Annotated in this window: 15 protein-coding genes and 2 tRNA genes; 10 read left to right on the top strand and 7 right to left on the bottom strand. The window is 35.8% G+C overall.

The features are described from left to right. Positions 1-205: 205 nt before the first annotated feature. The gene (sppA, locus tag HAV12_RS20325) at positions 206-1963 is read right to left on the bottom strand and encodes a signal peptide peptidase SppA (protein ID WP_171571218.1); all 1758 of its coding nucleotides are present in this window, start codon (positions 1961-1963) and stop codon (positions 206-208) included. A 222-nt stretch (positions 1964-2185) separates the two neighbouring features. On the opposite strand from sppA, the gene folK reads away from it, so the two are divergent. Continuing rightward, positions 2186-3319 carry a 2-amino-4-hydroxy-6-hydroxymethyldihydropteridine diphosphokinase gene (gene folK, locus HAV12_RS20320; protein WP_171571217.1) on the top strand — a complete coding sequence of 378 codons (1134 nt, stop codon included), beginning with the start codon at positions 2186-2188 and terminating at the stop codon, positions 3317-3319. A gap of 7 nt (positions 3320-3326) precedes the next feature. Here the strand turns inward: folK and HAV12_RS20315 are convergent, their stop codons facing one another. The 3 genes from HAV12_RS20315 to HAV12_RS20305 form a co-directional block, all read right to left on the bottom strand. Further along, positions 3327-5477 (bottom strand): T9SS type B sorting domain-containing protein, encoded by a 2151-nt coding sequence (locus HAV12_RS20315; RefSeq protein WP_171571216.1) that lies wholly within the window; start codon positions 5475-5477, stop codon positions 3327-3329. A gap of 42 nt (positions 5478-5519) precedes the next feature. Beyond that, a complete protein-coding gene (locus HAV12_RS20310) occupies positions 5520-6056 on the bottom strand; it encodes an RNA methyltransferase (RefSeq protein ID WP_132031508.1) in 537 nt (178 codons plus the stop codon). A gap of 77 nt (positions 6057-6133) precedes the next feature. Then, on the bottom strand, positions 6134-6571 hold the full coding sequence (locus HAV12_RS20305; RefSeq protein ID WP_171571215.1) for a DUF1573 domain-containing protein: 438 nt from the start codon (positions 6569-6571) through the stop codon (positions 6134-6136). A gap of 159 nt (positions 6572-6730) precedes the next feature. On the opposite strand from HAV12_RS20305, the gene mutS reads away from it, so the two are divergent. The 4 genes from mutS (at position 6731) to HAV12_RS20285 (ending at position 10288) form a co-directional block, all read left to right on the top strand. After that, positions 6731-9337, top strand: coding sequence for a DNA mismatch repair protein MutS (mutS, locus tag HAV12_RS20300; RefSeq protein WP_171571214.1), 2607 nt, complete (start codon positions 6731-6733; stop codon positions 9335-9337). Between the two features lie 150 nt (positions 9338-9487). After that, positions 9488-9560 (top strand) — tRNA-Gly (locus tag HAV12_RS20295). 14 nt (positions 9561-9574) lie between these two features. Next, a tRNA-Leu gene (locus tag HAV12_RS20290) sits at positions 9575-9660 on the top strand. A 253-nt stretch (positions 9661-9913) separates the two neighbouring features. Further along, positions 9914-10288, top strand: a complete 375-nt coding sequence (locus HAV12_RS20285) for a DUF1508 domain-containing protein (protein ID WP_171571213.1) — start codon at positions 9914-9916, stop codon at positions 10286-10288. Positions 10289-10409: 121 nt separating this feature from the next. Here the strand turns inward: HAV12_RS20285 and HAV12_RS20280 are convergent, their stop codons facing one another. Then, a complete protein-coding gene (locus HAV12_RS20280) occupies positions 10410-10622 on the bottom strand; it encodes a hypothetical protein (RefSeq protein WP_132037776.1) in 213 nt (70 codons plus the stop codon). A 348-nt stretch (positions 10623-10970) separates the two neighbouring features. Next, complete coding sequence (locus HAV12_RS20275) at positions 10971-12200, bottom strand: 3-deoxy-D-manno-octulosonic acid transferase (protein WP_171571212.1); 1230 nt, start codon at positions 12198-12200, stop codon at positions 10971-10973. A gap of 137 nt (positions 12201-12337) precedes the next feature. On the opposite strand from HAV12_RS20275, the gene HAV12_RS20270 reads away from it, so the two are divergent. The 5 genes from HAV12_RS20270 (at position 12338) to HAV12_RS20250 (ending at position 16132) form a co-directional block, all read left to right on the top strand. Further along, positions 12338-13468, top strand: a complete 1131-nt coding sequence (locus HAV12_RS20270; RefSeq protein ID WP_171571211.1) for a DegT/DnrJ/EryC1/StrS aminotransferase family protein — start codon at positions 12338-12340, stop codon at positions 13466-13468. A gap of 36 nt (positions 13469-13504) precedes the next feature. Continuing rightward, on the top strand, positions 13505-14518 hold the full coding sequence (gene galE, locus HAV12_RS20265) for a UDP-glucose 4-epimerase GalE (protein WP_171571210.1): 1014 nt from the start codon (positions 13505-13507) through the stop codon (positions 14516-14518). A 95-nt stretch (positions 14519-14613) separates the two neighbouring features. Next, positions 14614-15516 (top strand): DMT family transporter, encoded by a 903-nt coding sequence (locus HAV12_RS20260; protein WP_171571209.1) that lies wholly within the window; start codon positions 14614-14616, stop codon positions 15514-15516. A 118-nt stretch (positions 15517-15634) separates the two neighbouring features. Continuing rightward, positions 15635-15829 carry a hypothetical protein gene (locus HAV12_RS20255; RefSeq protein ID WP_171571208.1) on the top strand — a complete coding sequence of 65 codons (195 nt, stop codon included), beginning with the start codon at positions 15635-15637 and terminating at the stop codon, positions 15827-15829. Between the two features lie 36 nt (positions 15830-15865). Then, positions 15866-16132, top strand: coding sequence for a hypothetical protein (locus HAV12_RS20250; protein ID WP_171571207.1), 267 nt, complete (start codon positions 15866-15868; stop codon positions 16130-16132). 89 nt (positions 16133-16221) lie between these two features. Here HAV12_RS20250 and fabD read toward each other — a convergent pair whose 3' ends face one another. Beyond that, positions 16222-17097 (bottom strand): ACP S-malonyltransferase, encoded by an 876-nt coding sequence (gene fabD, locus HAV12_RS20245; RefSeq protein ID WP_171571206.1) that lies wholly within the window; start codon positions 17095-17097, stop codon positions 16222-16224. Positions 17098-17158 lie beyond the last annotated feature (61 nt).

Raw genomic sequence — 17158 nt, 5'->3', positions numbered from 1 at the left:
ATCAAAAAAAAATAAATTAATTTTCTATGTTTTTAAAACTTTATGAAAGAGCAGTTTTTTTATTTTTACGGGTTTTTAATTTTTGGCTAAAATAGGGGAGATTACAGGTTGCGGATGTTAAGCGGGAATTAACTTTTGGTTAATTAAAATGAAAAATCCGCCTAAGAAACGACTCAGGCGGATTTAGTTATATGTTTTTTATTTTTTATTGAATGTTTAATCCGAAAGGCAGCATCGCCTGAACTCCTTTTTGTTTTTGAAATCTTTTTACCTGTTCGATAATCATGTAATTTTCTTCACCGATTTCTTCTTTGATAAAAGCTTCTTTGGATTTTGCAAAAGGTAAATTTGATAACAGATCATCAAATGACTTTTCGTACTCCGGATAATTCTGTGTACTGTACGATTTTATTTTGGCGATTCTTGCAGCTTCTGCAATAGCATCATTCAGTCCGCCGATTTTATCTACCAGACCAATTTTTATAGCTTCAGAACCGGACCATACTCTTCCTTGTGCAATAGCATCAACCTGGGCAAAAGTCATTTTTCGGCCTTCGGCTACATGTGTTACAAAAGTTTTATAAATGTTTTCTACGCCTTCTAAGGTAAAGGCTTTGAATTTTTCGTCAATTGGTACAAAAGGACTGTAGTTTGCTGAATTTTCGTGTGTTTTTACCTGTTCGGTATTGATGCCCAGTTTATTTGCTAACGGACTGAAATTCGGCAAAATTCCGAAAACTCCGATCGAGCCCGTTATGGTGTTGCTTTCCGCGAAAATTTTATTGGCATTACAAGCAATATAATACCCGCCTGAAGCAGCATAATTACCCATAGAAACCACAACAGGTTTTACTTTTTTGGTAATTTCAATTTCTCTCCAGATCAAATCAGAAGTCAGTGCGCTTCCGCCCGGACTATCAATTCTTAAAACAATAGCTTTGACATCTTCATTTTTTCGGGCTTCCTGTAAAGAACGGCGCATCGCACCTTCGCCAATTACAGTTACATCGCCTTCACCACTTTGAATTTCGCCCTGAGCGTAAATAACAGCAATCTGATCACTTGAGGTGTTCGTCAGTGCTGTTGTGATATTATTCTGAGTGTAATCCAGGATTGAAATTTTATGGTAATCCTCATCATCTGCAACGTTTAATTTCTTTTTGATAGCGTTGTGATAAACATCCTCATAAGCAACAATATCTACCAAATGCTGTGCTTTTGCCATTTCAGGAGTTCGGGCTAATAAACCGTCTGCGATTTCGTTTAGTTTCGCTAAAGGAATATTTCGGCTTTTCGAAATATCATTCGAAACAGTGGACCAGATTGAATTCAGAAGAGCCGTAATCTGCTCTCTGTTGGCTTCGCTCATTTTATTTTCCAAAAAGGGCTCAACGGCACTTTTGTATTTTCCATGACGAATCACTTCCATATGGATACCGGATTTATCCTGAAAATCTTTAAAGAACATGATTTCAGACGAAAGTCCTTTGAAATCAAGATCTCCGGCAGGGTTTAAATAAACCGTGTTGGCAACAGAGTTTAAATAATATTCTTTTTGCGAATACGTATTAGCGTAAGCCCAGACAAATTTGCCTGATTTTTTGAATTTTTCAAGTGCGTTTCTTAAATCTTTATATTGTGCTAAACCTAAGGAAGACTGGTCGTTCAAAATAGAAATTCCTTTAATGTTACTATCCGTTTCGGCAGCTTCAATGGCATTAATCACATCGGTTAAACCAACTCCTTTTTGGTCCGAAAAGACCGTTACCCAGGGATCTTTATATTTTCCGGCGTAATCATTTTTGATTTTCTTCAGATCTAATTCTATAACAGAATCACCTTTAACGGAAACAGTATCCTCTCCTCCAAAAATAGCACCGATAAGAATTACTCCAAAAAAGAATAACATAATGAATACAAAAATACCAATCACTGTGGCAACTACATTTCCTAGAAATTTCATAAATATATTTTTTTAATAAGTATTAAAAAAGGCTGGTTTGTTACAAATATAATTGAAAATATCACATTTATTCTTCTGATAAACAAGATTGTTTTTGGAATAGAATACTTTTTCAAAGTGAATTTCACCTGAAAAATACTATTTTTTTTCTTTATCTAAAAATAGTATCTATTAAAATAATGTAATTAATTCTGAAATAGTTTTAGTTAATTTGCATTTATTATGAAATCACAGCATCAGGTCGTATTAGCAATAGGCAGTAATCAGGGAAATCGGTTAGCAAACATCGAAAGTTGTATTCAGCTTATACATCAGGAAGTGGGAACTGTAATTAAGGTTTCAAAGCTTTACGAAACACCTGCCTGGGGATTTGAGAGTGACGCTTTTTATAATTGTGTGCTTATTATACACACTAGCTCTTCGGCACAAAAAATACTCAATCAGGTTTTAAAAATAGAAAAACAACTAGGCAGAATCCGTTTGAATCAGGAGGGATATCAATCCCGTCTCATTGATGTCGATCTGATTGTTTTTGATAATGAAATTATTAAATCTGAAAAACTGGAAATTCCGCATCCGTTAATGCAAAACAGGAAATTTGTATTACTGCCAATGCAGGATTTAAAATTAGACTGGAAACATCCTGTATTTCAAAAAACCATATCCGAACTGATAGCGATTACTCCCGATGACAGTCTTTGTACTGTTGTGCAGGATTTGAAAAATCCACTGCAGGAAATTCCGCTGGAGAAGTTTAATTATATCGCCTTTGAAGGAAATATCGGCGCCGGAAAAACAACTCTGGCGCATAAAATTGCAGAAGATTTTAATGCTAAAACCGTTTTGGAACGTTTTGCAGACAATCCGTTTTTACCTAAGTTTTATAAAGATCAAAATCGGTATGCCTTTCCGCTGGAAATGTCTTTTCTGGCCGACAGATACCAGCAATTATCAGATGACTTAGCTCAGTTTGATTTGTTTAAAGATTTCATAGTAGCCGATTATCATATTTTCAAATCACTGATTTTTGCTAAAATCACTCTGGCAGAAGATGAATATCGTTTGTACAGAAACCTGTTTGATATTATTTATAAAGAAATGCAAAAGCCTGATTTGTATGTTTATTTATATCAAAATACAACAAGATTGTTAGAGAATATTAAACGACGCGGCCGTGCCTACGAACAGAATATTGAAGCAGAATATTTGGATAAAATCAATGTGGGGTATTTAGACTACATAAAATCCCAAACCGATCTCAATGTTTTAATTATTGATGTCTCGGATCGTGACTTTGTAAAGAAACACGAAGATTATCTTTTCATCCTGGAAGAAATTAAAAAGAAAATAGCGTAATAGTTTTTTATCTTTTCAAGGTAAAGTGACCTCTTAAAACAGGTTTTGTATTGTCTATTTTTAAGGCATACCAATAATCGGAAGAGGGTAGAGGAATTTTATTGAAAGTTCCGTCCCAGAACATTTTAGAAGGTTTCAATTCTATCAGGAGCTTTCCGTACCGATCAAAAATCGTGACTTGTGCCTGAGGATAATTTTCTATTCCGGTTACTTCCCAAACGTCATTATAAGTATCATTATTGGGAGTGAAAAAAGCAGGGAAAACCAGAATGACAAAATTTTGTGTAGTTCCCTCGCAACCATTTTTCTCCCGGATGTAAGCAGTTTGTAAGCCACCCGGTATATTATAAAATGTATTGGAATCCTGAAAATTAAAGCCATCTACAGAATATTCATAATAATCTTCTTCTTTCGTAAGATAGATAATAGCGGTGGTTCCGTTTGTTTCTATACGGTCAATTTTAGGAATCAGGTGTTCCTTAACCGTTATAGTCTTTGTATTTGGGCAGCTTTCAGGAGCGGGACTCGTAACTTCAACTGTGTAAGTTCCTCCTGTCATTACTTCAATGGTTTGGGTTGTGGCGCCGGTAGACCATTTATAAGCCATTCCGGTAATTCCGGCATCCAGCACTATCTTTTGACCTTGACATAACGGAATATCTTTTTCATCTGTAACCGCAGGAGGGGCGTAAATAATAACGTCAACAGGAGTACGGGTATTATTTATACAGCCGTTGTTTGAGGCTTCGGCATAATAAGTAGTATTGGTGTCAATTGTAGGTGTAGGAAAGTTATTGCCGGTGTAAATGCTTGTGTTTCCGATAGCAGTAGTAAACCAGTTTATGATACCAATATTAGAACTGGCTTGTAAATTGACACTTCCGGCACCACATCTGGGCACAGTCGGATTAGTCGTGGTCGGGATATCCGGAGTTGGATTTACAGTAACAGTAACAGCTTTTCTTTTGATTTCACAGCCCGGATCTGCATAGTAAATAGTGGTGGAATTTAAAATTGGAGTCGTAAAACTGCTTCCTGTTCCTAATGCTGTTCCGCCTGTAGGAACATCGTACCAATTAATGGTTATTCCGGTTATTGGTGTTGCCGTTATGGTGAAACTTCCCGAATCACAAACTGGATTCGGAATAAGAGGCTGGACTTCCGGAATGGTAATTTTGGTACTGGCTGCAATTTGTAAAGGCGATTCACCCGGCATTCCTCCATATTCTACTACAAATCCTTTCGGTTGATAGGGGTCGCCGGAATTTAATGATCCTGTATTTGATAAATCGTTCCATGAGCCTTTAATACCTATTCCCGGTTGCGTTATATGGGCATAATCCTCATCTCCCTGGTTGTTAGGTTCGCCGTTATTCCAGAAAGTATAGTTCATTACGGTGCCTGCTTCCGGTCCGGTTACCCATTTCCAGGTACCTTCGGTTTCGGCATCGCTGCCGCCAATCCAACCGGTTCCTGAAGCCTGTTCCCCAATTAATTGTGCTTCATCTGCAGCTAAAATAGTGGCTAAATAGCCTTTAAGGCCATAATAAGTACTTGCTTCGGCAGCCGTTTTTGCAGCAGTCCAGGTAATACCGATACTGGGAATAAATAAATAATAATGTTGTGTAGAAGGCAGGTAATTGGCCTGACCAATAGTAATAGAAAAAGTTCTGGTTCCGGACGCGTCAGCTGATGAATTCGAAAAAACAACGTCCCTTACAGCCGCTTCAAAATCCGAATATGAAACATCAGCACCAGTCGGACTCGATAATTTTAATTTCCCGGCAGTAGCATCCCAGTTAGTTACAATTGACGGATGAGATGCCGTATTTGAAAGTTCAAGTTGGTCTAAACCGCTTGAATACCCCGATGAAATCTGAATATAAACGGCCTGTGTTGCTGTTTCAGCAATATCGTGATTGATTGTTATGCTTGTTACAATGTTTAGTGAGGTTTGCGGGCAGTATATCTGGTTTCCTGCTGCTATAAGAACTGGCGGGTCAATGGTCGCTAACTTTTTTTTCGCAGATTTCACACTGTCATTTGCGGCATGTGTGATATTTCTGTTAAAAATATTATTTTTTTCACGCGCATGTAAGGAATAAAAACTGAAAACAAAAAATATTATAGATATTATTGCGAAACTGATATTTTTCATTTTATAAAAGTATCAATTTTATAACGATAAAAAAATATATTTCTATTGAGGCCAGTTTAACTTCTGAAACAAATCCCAAACCACAATTCCGGCACTTACAGAAATATTTAAAGAATGTTTGGTTCCTAATTGCGGAATTTCGATACAGCCATCACAAATGGCAACCGCTTCCTGTGCAACACCATAAACTTCATTTCCGAAAACCAATGCGTATTTTTGATCTTTGACTACTTTAAAATCCTGAAGAAAAACAGCACTTTCGACTTGTTCAATCGCAAGTGTTAAGACGTTTTCTTTTTTAAGGTTCTCGATAACCTCTAATACATTTTCATGGTGTTCCCAGGCTACAGTTTCGGTCGCGCCCAGAGCTGTTTTATGAATTTCTTTATTGGGAGGAGTAGCTGTAATACCACACAAGATTATTTTTTCAATCAAAAAAGCATCTGCAGTTCTAAATACAGATCCAATATTGTGTAAACTGCGAATATCATCCAATACTAAAATCAGAGGAGTTTTTTCGGATTCTTTAAAATCTTCAATCGATTTTCGTTCCAGTTCACTATTTTCAAGTTTTCTCATTAGGGTTGAATTCAGGTCATAAAAAAAGCTTCCAAAGATAAGGAAGCTTTTTCAATTATTTTAGATTGTTTTTCAGATTAGCTTTTTACTGGATCTGGTAAAACAGTACCTTTAATAGTAAGTACTTTTGTTGGTTGTCCTTCAGCATTAGAAGTAACAGTTACTGTTTTAGTAAAAGCACCAACTCTGTCAGTAGCATATTTTACACCAATAATACCTTTAGCACCCGGAGCGATTGGCTCTTTTGGAGTAGTTGGTACAGTACAACCACAAGATCCCTGAGTGTTAGTGATGATAAGTGGTTTAGTTCCGTTGTTTACAAAAACAAATTCACGTTTCCCGTCAGCATTGTGAGCGACAGTTCCGTAGTCAATTGTTTCCGTTTCGAAAGCCATTCCTGCTCCTTCAACTTTAGCTACTTTAGCTGCTTTAGAAGTTGTTTTTTTAGTACTTTGAGCGTTAGAAGCTGTAATTCCAACTACAGCAAGCATAGCGAATAAAATTATTTTTTTCATCTTTTATAGAGTCTTTTTTAATTATGAACAAATCTATATAAAATTCTTATATCTGTGCTTAAAAAAATCTTAAAATATTTTAATTTTTGCAGCTCTTCGATATTCCTTCAAAATATTATAAATTCGCTGTCATAAATTGATCATTTAAAATATAATAATTTGGCAGCGAAAGAGAAAGTGGTGAAGGAAACACCTTTAATGAAACAGTACAATGAAATCAAGAGAAAATATCCTGATGCCTGTTTGCTTTTCAGAGTAGGTGATTTTTACGAAACCTTTGGAGAAGACGCCATTAGAGCTTCTAAAATTCTGGGCATAACATTGACAAAAAGAGGAGCGGGCTCTGAAACCGAAACGGCTTTGGCGGGTTTCCCCCATCATTCTATTAATACGTATTTGCCAAAATTAGTAAAGGCAGGACTTCGTGTAGCAATATGTGATCAGCTGGAAGATCCTAAAATGACTAAAACAATCGTTAAACGAGGTGTTACAGAGCTTGTAACTCCGGGGGTTTCTTTAAATGATGAGGTTTTGCAGTCCAAAACAAATAACTTTTTGGCCTCTGTTTATTTTGCTAAGAATAATATAGGGATTTCCTTCCTGGATGTTTCCACTGGAGAATTTTTAACCGCTCAGGGAAATGCTGAATATATCGATAAATTATTGCAGAACTTTAATCCAAGTGAAGTTCTTGTTCCGAAGAACAATAAAGGTGATTTCAAAGACGCTTTCGGAGATGATTTTCATAGTTTTTATCTGGAAGACTGGATTTATAAAGAAGATTACGCATTAGAAACTTTAACCAAACATTTCCAGACAGTTTCCCTGAAAGGTTTTGGTATTGAGGAACTGAAAGAAGGAGTTGTAGCTTCCGGTGCTATTTTGTATTATTTATCCGAAACACAGCATAATCGTGTCCAGCATATTACGACAATTCAGCGTATTGCCGAAGATGCCTATGTCTGGATGGACCGATTTACCATTCGAAATCTGGAATTGTATCACAGTTATAATCCGAATGCCGTTACGCTTTTAGATGTAATTGACAGAACACTTTCCCCAATGGGAGGCCGTTTGTTAAAACGTTGGCTTGCCCTGCCGCTCAAAGACAGTACTAAAATAAAAGGCCGTCATGATGTAGTTTCCTATTTGAAATCAAATCCCGAGGTTTTGCATAATATTCAATACCAGATCAAGCAAATTTCAGATCTGGAACGCCTGATTTCTAAAATTGCGACAGGAAAAATTTCACCTCGCGAGATTGTGTATCTGAAAGAATCATTAGATGCTATTATTCCAATTAAAACCCTGGCGCTACAAAGTCCTCAGGAAGCCGTAAAAGTTATTGGGGATAGCCTGCATTCCTGTGATTTGTTGAGAGAGAAAATCAAAACAACTTTAAACCAGGATGCTCCGGTAGCCATTTCAAAAGGAAATGCGATTGCAAAAGGAATCAGTGAGGAATTAGATGATTTGCGCGCTATTTCGACATCCGGAAAAGAATATTTGGAAGGAATTGAAAAAAGAGAGTCCGAGCGAACCGGAATATCTTCTTTGAAAATTTCTTTTAATAATGTTTTCGGCTATTATATCGAAGTTCGAAATACACATAAAGATAAAGTGCCAACAGAATGGATTCGTAAACAGACGCTGGTAAATGCAGAACGTTATATTACGGAAGAATTAAAAGAATACGAAACCAAGATTTTAGGAGCTGAAGAGAAAATCTACAAAATTGAAACCGATCTTTTTGAGCAACTCGTAGCCTGGATTGCCACTTATATCAAGCCGGTTCAGATGAATGCGTATTTGGTAGCGCAATTAGACTGTTTGTGTTCGTTTACGCAACTGGCTGTAGAAAATCAATATGTATGTCCCGAAATAGATGAAACTTTTGAACTGGAAATCAAAAACGGAAGACATCCCGTAATTGAGAAACAATTACCGGTTGGTACTCCTTATATTGCCAATGATGTTTTTCTGGACAGGGAAACGCAACAGCTTATTATGATTACGGGACCCAACATGTCCGGTAAGTCGGCTATTCTGAGACAAACCGCTTTAATTGTGTTATTGGCTCAAATGGGAAGTTTTGTTCCTGCTGACAGCGTCAGAATGGGAATCGTAGATAAGATCTTTACCAGAGTAGGAGCTTCCGATAATATTTCGATGGGAGAGTCTACTTTTATGGTCGAAATGAATGAAACGGCTTCTATTTTGAATAATATCTCAGATCGAAGTCTGGTTTTACTGGATGAGATCGGAAGAGGGACCAGTACTTATGACGGAATATCGATTGCCTGGGCTATTGCTGAATTTTTGCACGAGCATCCCTCAAAACCAAAAACATTGTTTGCAACGCATTATCACGAGTTAAATGAAATGACCGAATCGTTGCCGAGAATCCAGAACTATAATGTTGCCGTAAAAGAATTAAAAGATACGGTTCTGTTTATTCGTAAACTCGTAAAAGGCGGAAGTGCCCATAGTTTTGGAATTCATGTCGCAAAAATGGCCGGAATGCCTCAGATTGTAATTTTGAAAGCGCAGAAGTTATTGAAGAAATTAGAGAAGAATCATTCGAGTGATGCTCTAAACGGAATAAAAGCGGCTAATGATGAAATGCAAATGAGCTTCTTTAATCTGGATGATCCGCTGTTAGAAGAGATAAAAGAAGAGATTATGAGTCTTGATATAAACGCGATCACCCCAGTGGAGGCACTAATGAAGCTGAATGAGATCAAAAGAATGCTGGTAAAGAAATAATTTTCATATTTAAAGTTTAGGTTATCAGAAGGTTATAAAATAAGTGTAATTTTTTTTCAAAAAACGCTTGTATAACTCAATAAATGTCTTAAATTTGCAACCGCAATACAGAACAAATCAAGTGTTGCGGTTCTTACTAGAATTTGAAACGCGAAAATAGCTCAGTTGGTAGAGCGCGACCTTGCCAAGGTCGAGGTCGCGGGTTCGAGCCCCGTTTTTCGCTCAAAACCATATAATGCTCGGATGGTGAAATTGGTAGACACGCTGGACTTAAAATCCAGTGAACAGCAATGTTCGTGCGGGTTCAAGTCCCGCTCTGAGTACTAAAGCCTCTTCTTTTGAAGAGGCTTTTTTTATGGCGTAAACCCGCGCAGTTTAAAATAAATTTGCGAAGTAAATTTATTTTAAAGAATCTAAGAATCTAAGAATCTAAGAATCTAAGAATCTAAGAATCTAAGAATCTAAGAATCTAAGAATCTAAGAATCTAAGAATCTAAGAATCTAAGAATCTAACTGATGGCTATCAGGTTTAAAATCAATAATCTAAAGTCAATAATCTAAAATCTAAAATTCTAAATGGGTGCTTTTGTAATTAGTAAAAGATTTAATGATGAATATAAATTTGTTTTTACTTCCAGAAAAGGAAAAATCATCTTTACAAGTTTGAGTTATGAATTGAAGTTCGAATGTGAAGAAGATATTGAAAAATTTAAATTGAGTATAGATCAGGCAAGGTTTTTAAAATTTAAAGGTTCCGGAGGGAAATATTTTTTTAAGCTGATGTTGGGAGAGCTTCATTTTGCAACAAGCCGTAAATACACGACAGAATTGCTTTTGCAGAAAGGAATCAAGGAAATTGTCACTTATGCTGCAAGGTCGGAGATTTTGGATTTCTCGTCCAGTGATTCGATTTTTGAAGATGAGGTAGTCGATGAGGAAGTGTTGGAATAAAAAAAAAGCGTTTTGAAATTTTCAAAACGCTTTTTTTATGGATTTTATGCAAAATAAAATTTTAACATAAAAAAAAACCATCTCAAGGATGGTTTTAAAATTTTTAGAACTTAGGTTCTAATTATTTTTTTACTTCTTCTACTTTAGCAGCAGCAGAATCAACTTTAGCAGCAGCAGAGTCAACAGTTGCAGCAGCAGAATCAACTACAGCAGCAGCAGAATCAACAGTAACAGCAGTAGAATCTACAGCGTCAGTAGCTGGAGCATCAGCTTTTTTACAAGATACAACAGTTAAAACAGCAACAACAGCTAAACTTAAAAATACTTTTTTCATCTTACTTTATTATAAAAGGTTAATTATTAATTCGTGGCAAAGATATAAATTTTTTAATATGTAAAATATTTTTTTATTTTTTTTTTAAAATATTTTCATTGCTCACGAATATCTTAGTTATCAAATAAGATGCCAAAATACTAAAATTATGTTATATTATTGTATTTTTTGTATAAATTATTTTTCATTGAATATTCAATAAGAAAATTAGCTTTTTTGATTCTCTTACCAATGGTTTGTTTTGCTTTTTATTGATTATTCTGCAGGCTTTAAAGGTGCAAATAAGCTCTTTTGAGCCTCTTTTTTATAATTTACGACTCAAAACCTGTCATTTGATATTTCGAGTTGTTAAAAAACGATTTTCATAATGCTGTCTGTAGCTCCCGTATTGTTCTGAATAAACGACTTGCATATTTGAGATTTTTCTTTAAAAAACTTTTCATCTGAAAGTAAGCGATCGAGATTTTGTTTAAGTTCCTCTTTGTTGTTAATAACAATGCAGCCTCCAAGTTTTACCAGCTCTGTAGCTTCTGCAAAATGGGAATAATTTGGACCAATTATAATCGGGATTCCAAAAGTTGCAGGTTCTAAAATATTATGAATTCCCGGATTTCCAAATCCCCCTCCAACGTACGCTATCGTTCCGTAACTATAGATCTTGGTCAGTAAGCCAACGGTGTCGATAATAAAGACGTTGTAGTCTGATAAATCAGCGTTTCCTTTTTCGGAAAATAAAATGCTTGATTTTGTGATTTGAGATTTAAGGCTTGCAATTTGATCTCCTTTTATGTTATGCGGTGCAATAATGAATTTTACATTCTCCGGAGCGTGATTGATATATTCGGCTAATACTGCTTCGTCTTTTGGCCAGGAACTGCCGATAACAATTGTGGTTTGGTTGTTTTTGAAGTTTTCAATAAAATCCAATGTATTGTCTCTTTCTAAGATTGCATTGACACGGTCGAAACGGGTATCGCCGGAAACAATTACATTGTGGAAACCAATAGCTTCTATTTTTTGTTTTGAACTTTCATTTTGAACAAAGAAATAAGTGAAAGTTTTTAGTGCTTTTCGATAAAATCCGCCATACCATTTAAAGAACATCTGGCTTTCCCTGAAAATTCCGGAAATTAAAAAAGTGGGTGTTTCGTTTTTTTTGAGTTCTCCTAAATAGTTAAGCCAAAATTCATATTTAATGAAGAACGCCAATTCCGGGTGTGCTAATTTCAAAAACCGTTTAGCATTGCTTTTAGTGTCCAAAGGCAGGTACAAAGTGACATCTGCAACGGTATTGTTTTTACGCACTTCGTATCCGGAAGGGGAAAAAAAAGTAACAATGATTTTATGTAAAGGATATTTTTCTTTGATTTTTTCGATAACCGGTAAACCTTGTTCGTACTCTCCAAGGGAAGCAGCATGAAACCAGATGGTTTTGTCTGTGGGTTTTATTCTTTCTTCCAAAATGGTAAAAACATCTTTCCTTCCGTTGATAAAGAGCTTGATTTTCGGACTAAACAGTGCGATAATTTTTAGAAAAAAGGCAGCAAGATAAACGGCTAAATTGTATAGAAAAAGCATGGGTGTAATTTTGGTGCTAAAATACGTTTCTTTCGATTATTTTCATTGTTTGAAGGTATTAAATAACTATTTTTGTTCTTCGTTTTGAAGATTGAATTCCGAAAACAAATCTTAAGTTTTAAAATAAAGAAAGATAAATGAAAAAAATTCAAATGGTTGACTTAAAGAGTCAATACGAAAAAATAAAAACAACCGTTGACGCTTCAATTCAGGAAGTTTTAGATACAAATACTTATATAAACGGGCCATTGGTTCATCAGTTTCAAAAAAATCTTGAAAATTATTTAGGAGCAAAACATGTAATTCCGTGTGCCAATGGTACAGATGCCTTACAGATTGCAATGATGGGACTGGATTTAAAGCCTGGTGATGAGGTTATTACTGCTGATTTTACATTTGCAGCGACTGTAGAAGTAATTGCTTTACTGCAATTAACTCCGGTTTTAGTCGACGTTGATGTTACAAATATGAATATTGACATTGAAGCGATAAAAAAAGCAATCACACCAAAAACAAAAGCAATTGTTCCGGTACATTTATTTGGTCGTGCAGCTAATATGGATGCGATTATGGAAATTGCCGCGCAGCATAATTTATATGTGATTGAAGATAATGCGCAGGCAATAGGGGCTGATTATGTTTCTAAATCAGGGACAAAAAGCAAGGTAGGAGTTATTGGTCATGTGGCTGCAACTTCATTTTTTCCCTCTAAAAACTTAGGTTGTTATGGAGATGGCGGAGCAATTTTTACCAATGATGATAAACTGGCTCACATTATCCGTGGCATCGTGAATCACGGAATGTACGAACGCTACCATCACGATGTAGTAGGGGTAAATTCACGTTTGGACAGTATTCAGGCAGGAGTTTTGAATGCAAAATTACCTTTGCTGGATGAATATAATACGGCACGTCGTTTAGCTGCAACAAAATATAACGCAGCTTTTGCGGGTCATAAAAATATAATTACACCGGAATTTGATGCCAATGCAAATGATCACGTTTTTCATCAATATGTGCTAAGGATTGTTGATGCGGATCGTAATGCGTTAATGCAGCATTTGTTGGATAAAGCAATCCCTTGTGCGATTTATTATCCAATTCCACTGCATTCACAAAAGGCTTATGTTGATGTTCGTTACAAAGAAGAACAATTTCCTGTAACCAATCAATTGGTAAAAGAAGTAATTGCTTTGCCCATGCATACCGAGCTTGACGATGAGCAGATTAAATTTATTACAGACAGTGTAATTGAATTTTTAAAATAAATAAAACTAAAATATTAGCCATAAAACAACCACAAAATGAAAGTATTAGTAACAGGAGGATTAGGATTTATCGGTTCGCATACTGTAGTCGAATTGCAAAATGAAGGCTTTGAAGTAGTAATAATTGATGATCTTTCTAATTCTTCGGAAGATGTTTTAAAAGGAATTGAGAAAATTACAGGAAAACTGCCATTGTTTGAAAAAATAGATTTAAGAGAAAAAACAGCAGTTCAGGATTTTTTTAAAAAACATAACGATGTTACCGGGGTTATTCATTTTGCGGCTTCGAAAGCAGTTGGCGAAAGTGTTGAAAATCCCCTGTTATATTACGAAAATAACATTGGTACTTTAGTTTATTTGTTACAGCAATTGCAGCAAAAACCAGAGGCAAGTTTCATTTTTAGTTCATCCTGCACGGTTTACGGCCAGGCTGAAAAAATGCCAATTACAGAAGATGCTCCGATTCAGGCAGCCATGTCTCCTTACGGAAATACAAAGCAGATCGGGGAGGAAATTATTACAGATACCGCCAAAGTGACTAATATAAGTGCTATTTTATTGCGCTATTTTAACCCGGTTGGAGCGCATTCAAGTACGGAAATTGGAGAATTACCATTAGGAGTTCCTCAAAATCTGGTTCCTTTTATTACACAAACCGGAATGGGATTGCGTAAGGAATTATCAGTTTTTGGGAATGACTATCCAACGCCGGATGGAACTGCAGTCCGTGATTATATTCATGTTGTAGATTTGGCAAAAGCACACGTTATTGCGTTGCAGCGTTTGTTCAATAAAAAGAATCTGGCTAAAGTCGAGACTTTTAATCTGGGAACGGGAAAAGGAAGTTCTGTTCTTGAGGTCATCAACAGTTTTGAAAAAGTAAGTAATACCAAATTACCCTATAAAATTATGCCACGCCGGGAAGGTGATATCACTGAAGCGTATGCTAATACCGATAAAGCTAATGATGTTTTGGGCTGGAAGGCACAATTAACATTAGATGAAGCAATGGCAAGCGCCTGGAAATGGGAACAAAAAGTACGATCGTAAAGACTCACAGCAGTGCATCTTTACTGCAAACAAAAAATCCCGAATTATAGTAATATAGTTTGGGATTTTTTATTTAAAAAAGGAATTTAATTATCATGAAACAAAGTTTAGATTATAAATTAATTTTTGCCTTAGCAGCTGTTGGCATTATTTGGGGTACCACATTTTTAGGAATTAGGGTTGCGGTAGAAACAATTCCGCCCTGGTTTGTAACTTCTATACGTCAGGGATTGGCAGGACTGATCGTAATGACTATTTTGTTGTTTAAAAAAGAACTGAAATGGATCGGTTGGGAAAACCTGAAACACCAACTCGTTCCGTCTGTACTAATGATTGTTATTGCTAACGGCTTTACAACAATTGCGGAGCAGACTTTACCAAGCGGATTAGCATCTGTAATAAGTGCCATGTCTCCGATACTTATTTTTATTGGCAGTATTTTGTTTGGGCTGCAAAAAGCAAGTTTAAAAGGATTTATAGGAGTACTTATCGGATTTTCGGGCGTTATTTTTATATTTAAAGACGGACTTAGTTCCTTTTTGGATGAGGATTATAAAATTGGAGTATTATTTATGATTTTGGCGATTTTGGCTTGGGCAGCCGGGACGATTTATACAAAAACGCATGCCTATAAATCTAATAATATTGCACTCAATTTATTTTATCAATTTACAATGGCTTCTTGTATTCAGCTTGTTTTAGCTTTTATCTTTTCACCAAATCCGGATTTGAGTTCATGGAGTTCAAGAAGTATTTTTGCTTCTTTGTATTTATCTGTTTTTGGATCTGTGATTGCGTTTTTCTGTTATAATTATGCTTTAAAACGTGTTACGGCAGTACAGGTTTCTATCCTGTCTTATGTAAATACAATTATAGCTGTTTTTCTAGGCTGGTTGCTTTTAAATGAAAAAATTACAGTTGATTTCATCATTGCAACAATACTTATTATTTTAGGCGTGTTTATTATTAATTATAAAAAGAAAGAAAAGAATCTCTAGGCAAGAACAACATTGTATATCGCGGCTTCAAAAGAAATTCCAAATGATCAGGATGGACTATTTGGAATTTTTTGATTTAACGAAATTGTTGTAAATTCGTTATCTAAAGAATGGGATTATGAATGAGAAGAATGAAAATCAGAAAAATAATAAGGTAGAAGAACCTGCGGTAGAATACGAAGTTCAGAAACCAAAATTGAAGGGAATTGATCCTGATACTTTTGATTTTGATGCTGAATTTGCAAAAGGATTAACGCCAGAGCAGGCAAAAGTAGAGTCAATTAGAAGAATAAGAGAATGGTGGGGGAAATAGAAGTTATCTTTACATCAGACATTATTCGATATCTTGATGATTACATTATATAAAAAAGAATATTTTAGTTTTATTGAATCTGCAGAAGAATATGTTTCTAAGATTTACGATGCTGTTCCGGAAAGGATTAAAAAAACACCTCACAAGAAAACTTCGGAAAAACTCCTATATCTGGGTTCAAATTATATTTTTTATAAAGCCAATGCCAAAACGACCTGGTACATATTCTTTGAAAAGAGAAACCAAAATTATCTGATTACCGGAATTATAAATAATTATTGCAAAGAAGCTAAGGAATTATAAAAATAAACCCTCATAATGAAAATTTATGAGGGTTTATTTTTATATAGCTTTTCAACTGAAAACTAAAAACTGCGACTGATTACTAAAATTTAAGCATTAGCCGTAACAGCTTCCTTATCAATTTTATTAATCAAACCTGCTAAAACTTTTCCAGGTCCTACTTCAGTAAACAAAGTTGCGCCGTCAGCGATCATTTGTTGTACAGACTGTGTCCATTTTACCGGAGCAGTCAATTGTATAATTAAGTTCTTTTTGATTTCATTTGCATCAGAAACCGCGCTTGCAGTTACGTTTTGATATACCGGGCAAATTGGGGCTGAAAAGGTTGTTGCTTCAATCGCAGCAGCCAGTTCTTCCCTTGCAGGCTCCATCATTGGCGAGTGAAAAGCTCCTCCAACAGGCAGAATCAAAGCACGTTTTGCTCCGGCAGCTTTCATCGCCTCACAAGCTTTTTCAACAGCAGTAGTTTCTCCGGAAATGACCAATTGTCCCGGACAGTTGTAATTTGCAGCAACGACAACCCCGTCAATAGAAGCACAAACTTCTTCGACAACATTATCTGCAAGGCCCAAAACGGCAGCCATTGTAGACGGAGTAATTTCACAAGCTTTTTGCATGGCTAAAGCACGTTGGGAAACTAATTTAAGACCATCTTCAAAAGATAAAGTTCCGTTAGCAACCAATGCTGAAAATTCTCCTAAAGAATGTCCCGCCACCATTTCCGGTTTAAAATCTTCGCCTAAAGTTTTGGCTAAAATAACCGAATGTAAAAAAACGGCCGGCTGTGTAACTTTTGTTTCTTTCAGTTCTTCGGCAGTACCTTCAAACATGATATCTGTAATTCTAAAACCTAAAATTTCATTGGCTTTTTCGAATAATTCTTTGGCTAAAGCCGATGTTTCATATAAGTCTTTGCCCATTCCTGTAAACTGTGCGCCCTGACCCGGAAATACGTATGCTTTCATCTGTCTAATTTAAGATTGAATTTTATTGAATTGAAAATTAGTTTCAATTGAAAGGCAAAAA

The organism is Flavobacterium sp. CLA17 (assembly GCF_013112255.2).
In the GTDB taxonomy this organism is placed as follows: domain Bacteria; phylum Bacteroidota; class Bacteroidia; order Flavobacteriales; family Flavobacteriaceae; genus Flavobacterium; species Flavobacterium circumlabens.
The sequence above is the reverse complement of the archived record's forward strand: the minus strand, read 5'-3'. Positions and strand labels throughout refer to the sequence as shown.

What these genes read in the sequence shown, in the direction of transcription:
- sppA (WP_171571218.1), bottom strand. Translation starts at nt 1,963, where the DNA reads ATGAAATTTCTAGGAAATGTAGTTGCCACAGTGATTGGTATTTTTGTA.
- folK (WP_171571217.1), top strand. Translation starts at nt 2,186, where the DNA reads ATGAAATCACAGCATCAGGTCGTATTAGCAATAGGCAGTAATCAGGGA.
- HAV12_RS20315 (WP_171571216.1), bottom strand. Translation starts at nt 5,477, where the DNA reads ATGAAAAATATCAGTTTCGCAATAATATCTATAATATTTTTTGTTTTC.
- HAV12_RS20310 (WP_132031508.1), bottom strand. Translation starts at nt 6,056, where the DNA reads ATGAGAAAACTTGAAAATAGTGAACTGGAACGAAAATCGATTGAAGAT.
- HAV12_RS20305 (WP_171571215.1), bottom strand. Translation starts at nt 6,571, where the DNA reads ATGAAAAAAATAATTTTATTCGCTATGCTTGCTGTAGTTGGAATTACA.
- HAV12_RS20285 (WP_171571213.1), top strand. Translation starts at nt 9,914, where the DNA reads ATGGGTGCTTTTGTAATTAGTAAAAGATTTAATGATGAATATAAATTT.
- HAV12_RS20280 (WP_132037776.1), bottom strand. Translation starts at nt 10,622, where the DNA reads ATGAAAAAAGTATTTTTAAGTTTAGCTGTTGTTGCTGTTTTAACTGTT.
- HAV12_RS20275 (WP_171571212.1), bottom strand. Translation starts at nt 12,200, where the DNA reads ATGCTTTTTCTATACAATTTAGCCGTTTATCTTGCTGCCTTTTTTCTA.
- HAV12_RS20270 (WP_171571211.1), top strand. Translation starts at nt 12,338, where the DNA reads ATGAAAAAAATTCAAATGGTTGACTTAAAGAGTCAATACGAAAAAATA.
- galE (WP_171571210.1), top strand. Translation starts at nt 13,505, where the DNA reads ATGAAAGTATTAGTAACAGGAGGATTAGGATTTATCGGTTCGCATACT.
- HAV12_RS20260 (WP_171571209.1), top strand. Translation starts at nt 14,614, where the DNA reads ATGAAACAAAGTTTAGATTATAAATTAATTTTTGCCTTAGCAGCTGTT.
- HAV12_RS20255 (WP_171571208.1), top strand. Translation starts at nt 15,635, where the DNA reads ATGAATGAGAAGAATGAAAATCAGAAAAATAATAAGGTAGAAGAACCT.
- HAV12_RS20250 (WP_171571207.1), top strand. Translation starts at nt 15,866, where the DNA reads ATGATTACATTATATAAAAAAGAATATTTTAGTTTTATTGAATCTGCA.
- fabD (WP_171571206.1), bottom strand. Translation starts at nt 17,097, where the DNA reads ATGAAAGCATACGTATTTCCGGGTCAGGGCGCACAGTTTACAGGAATG.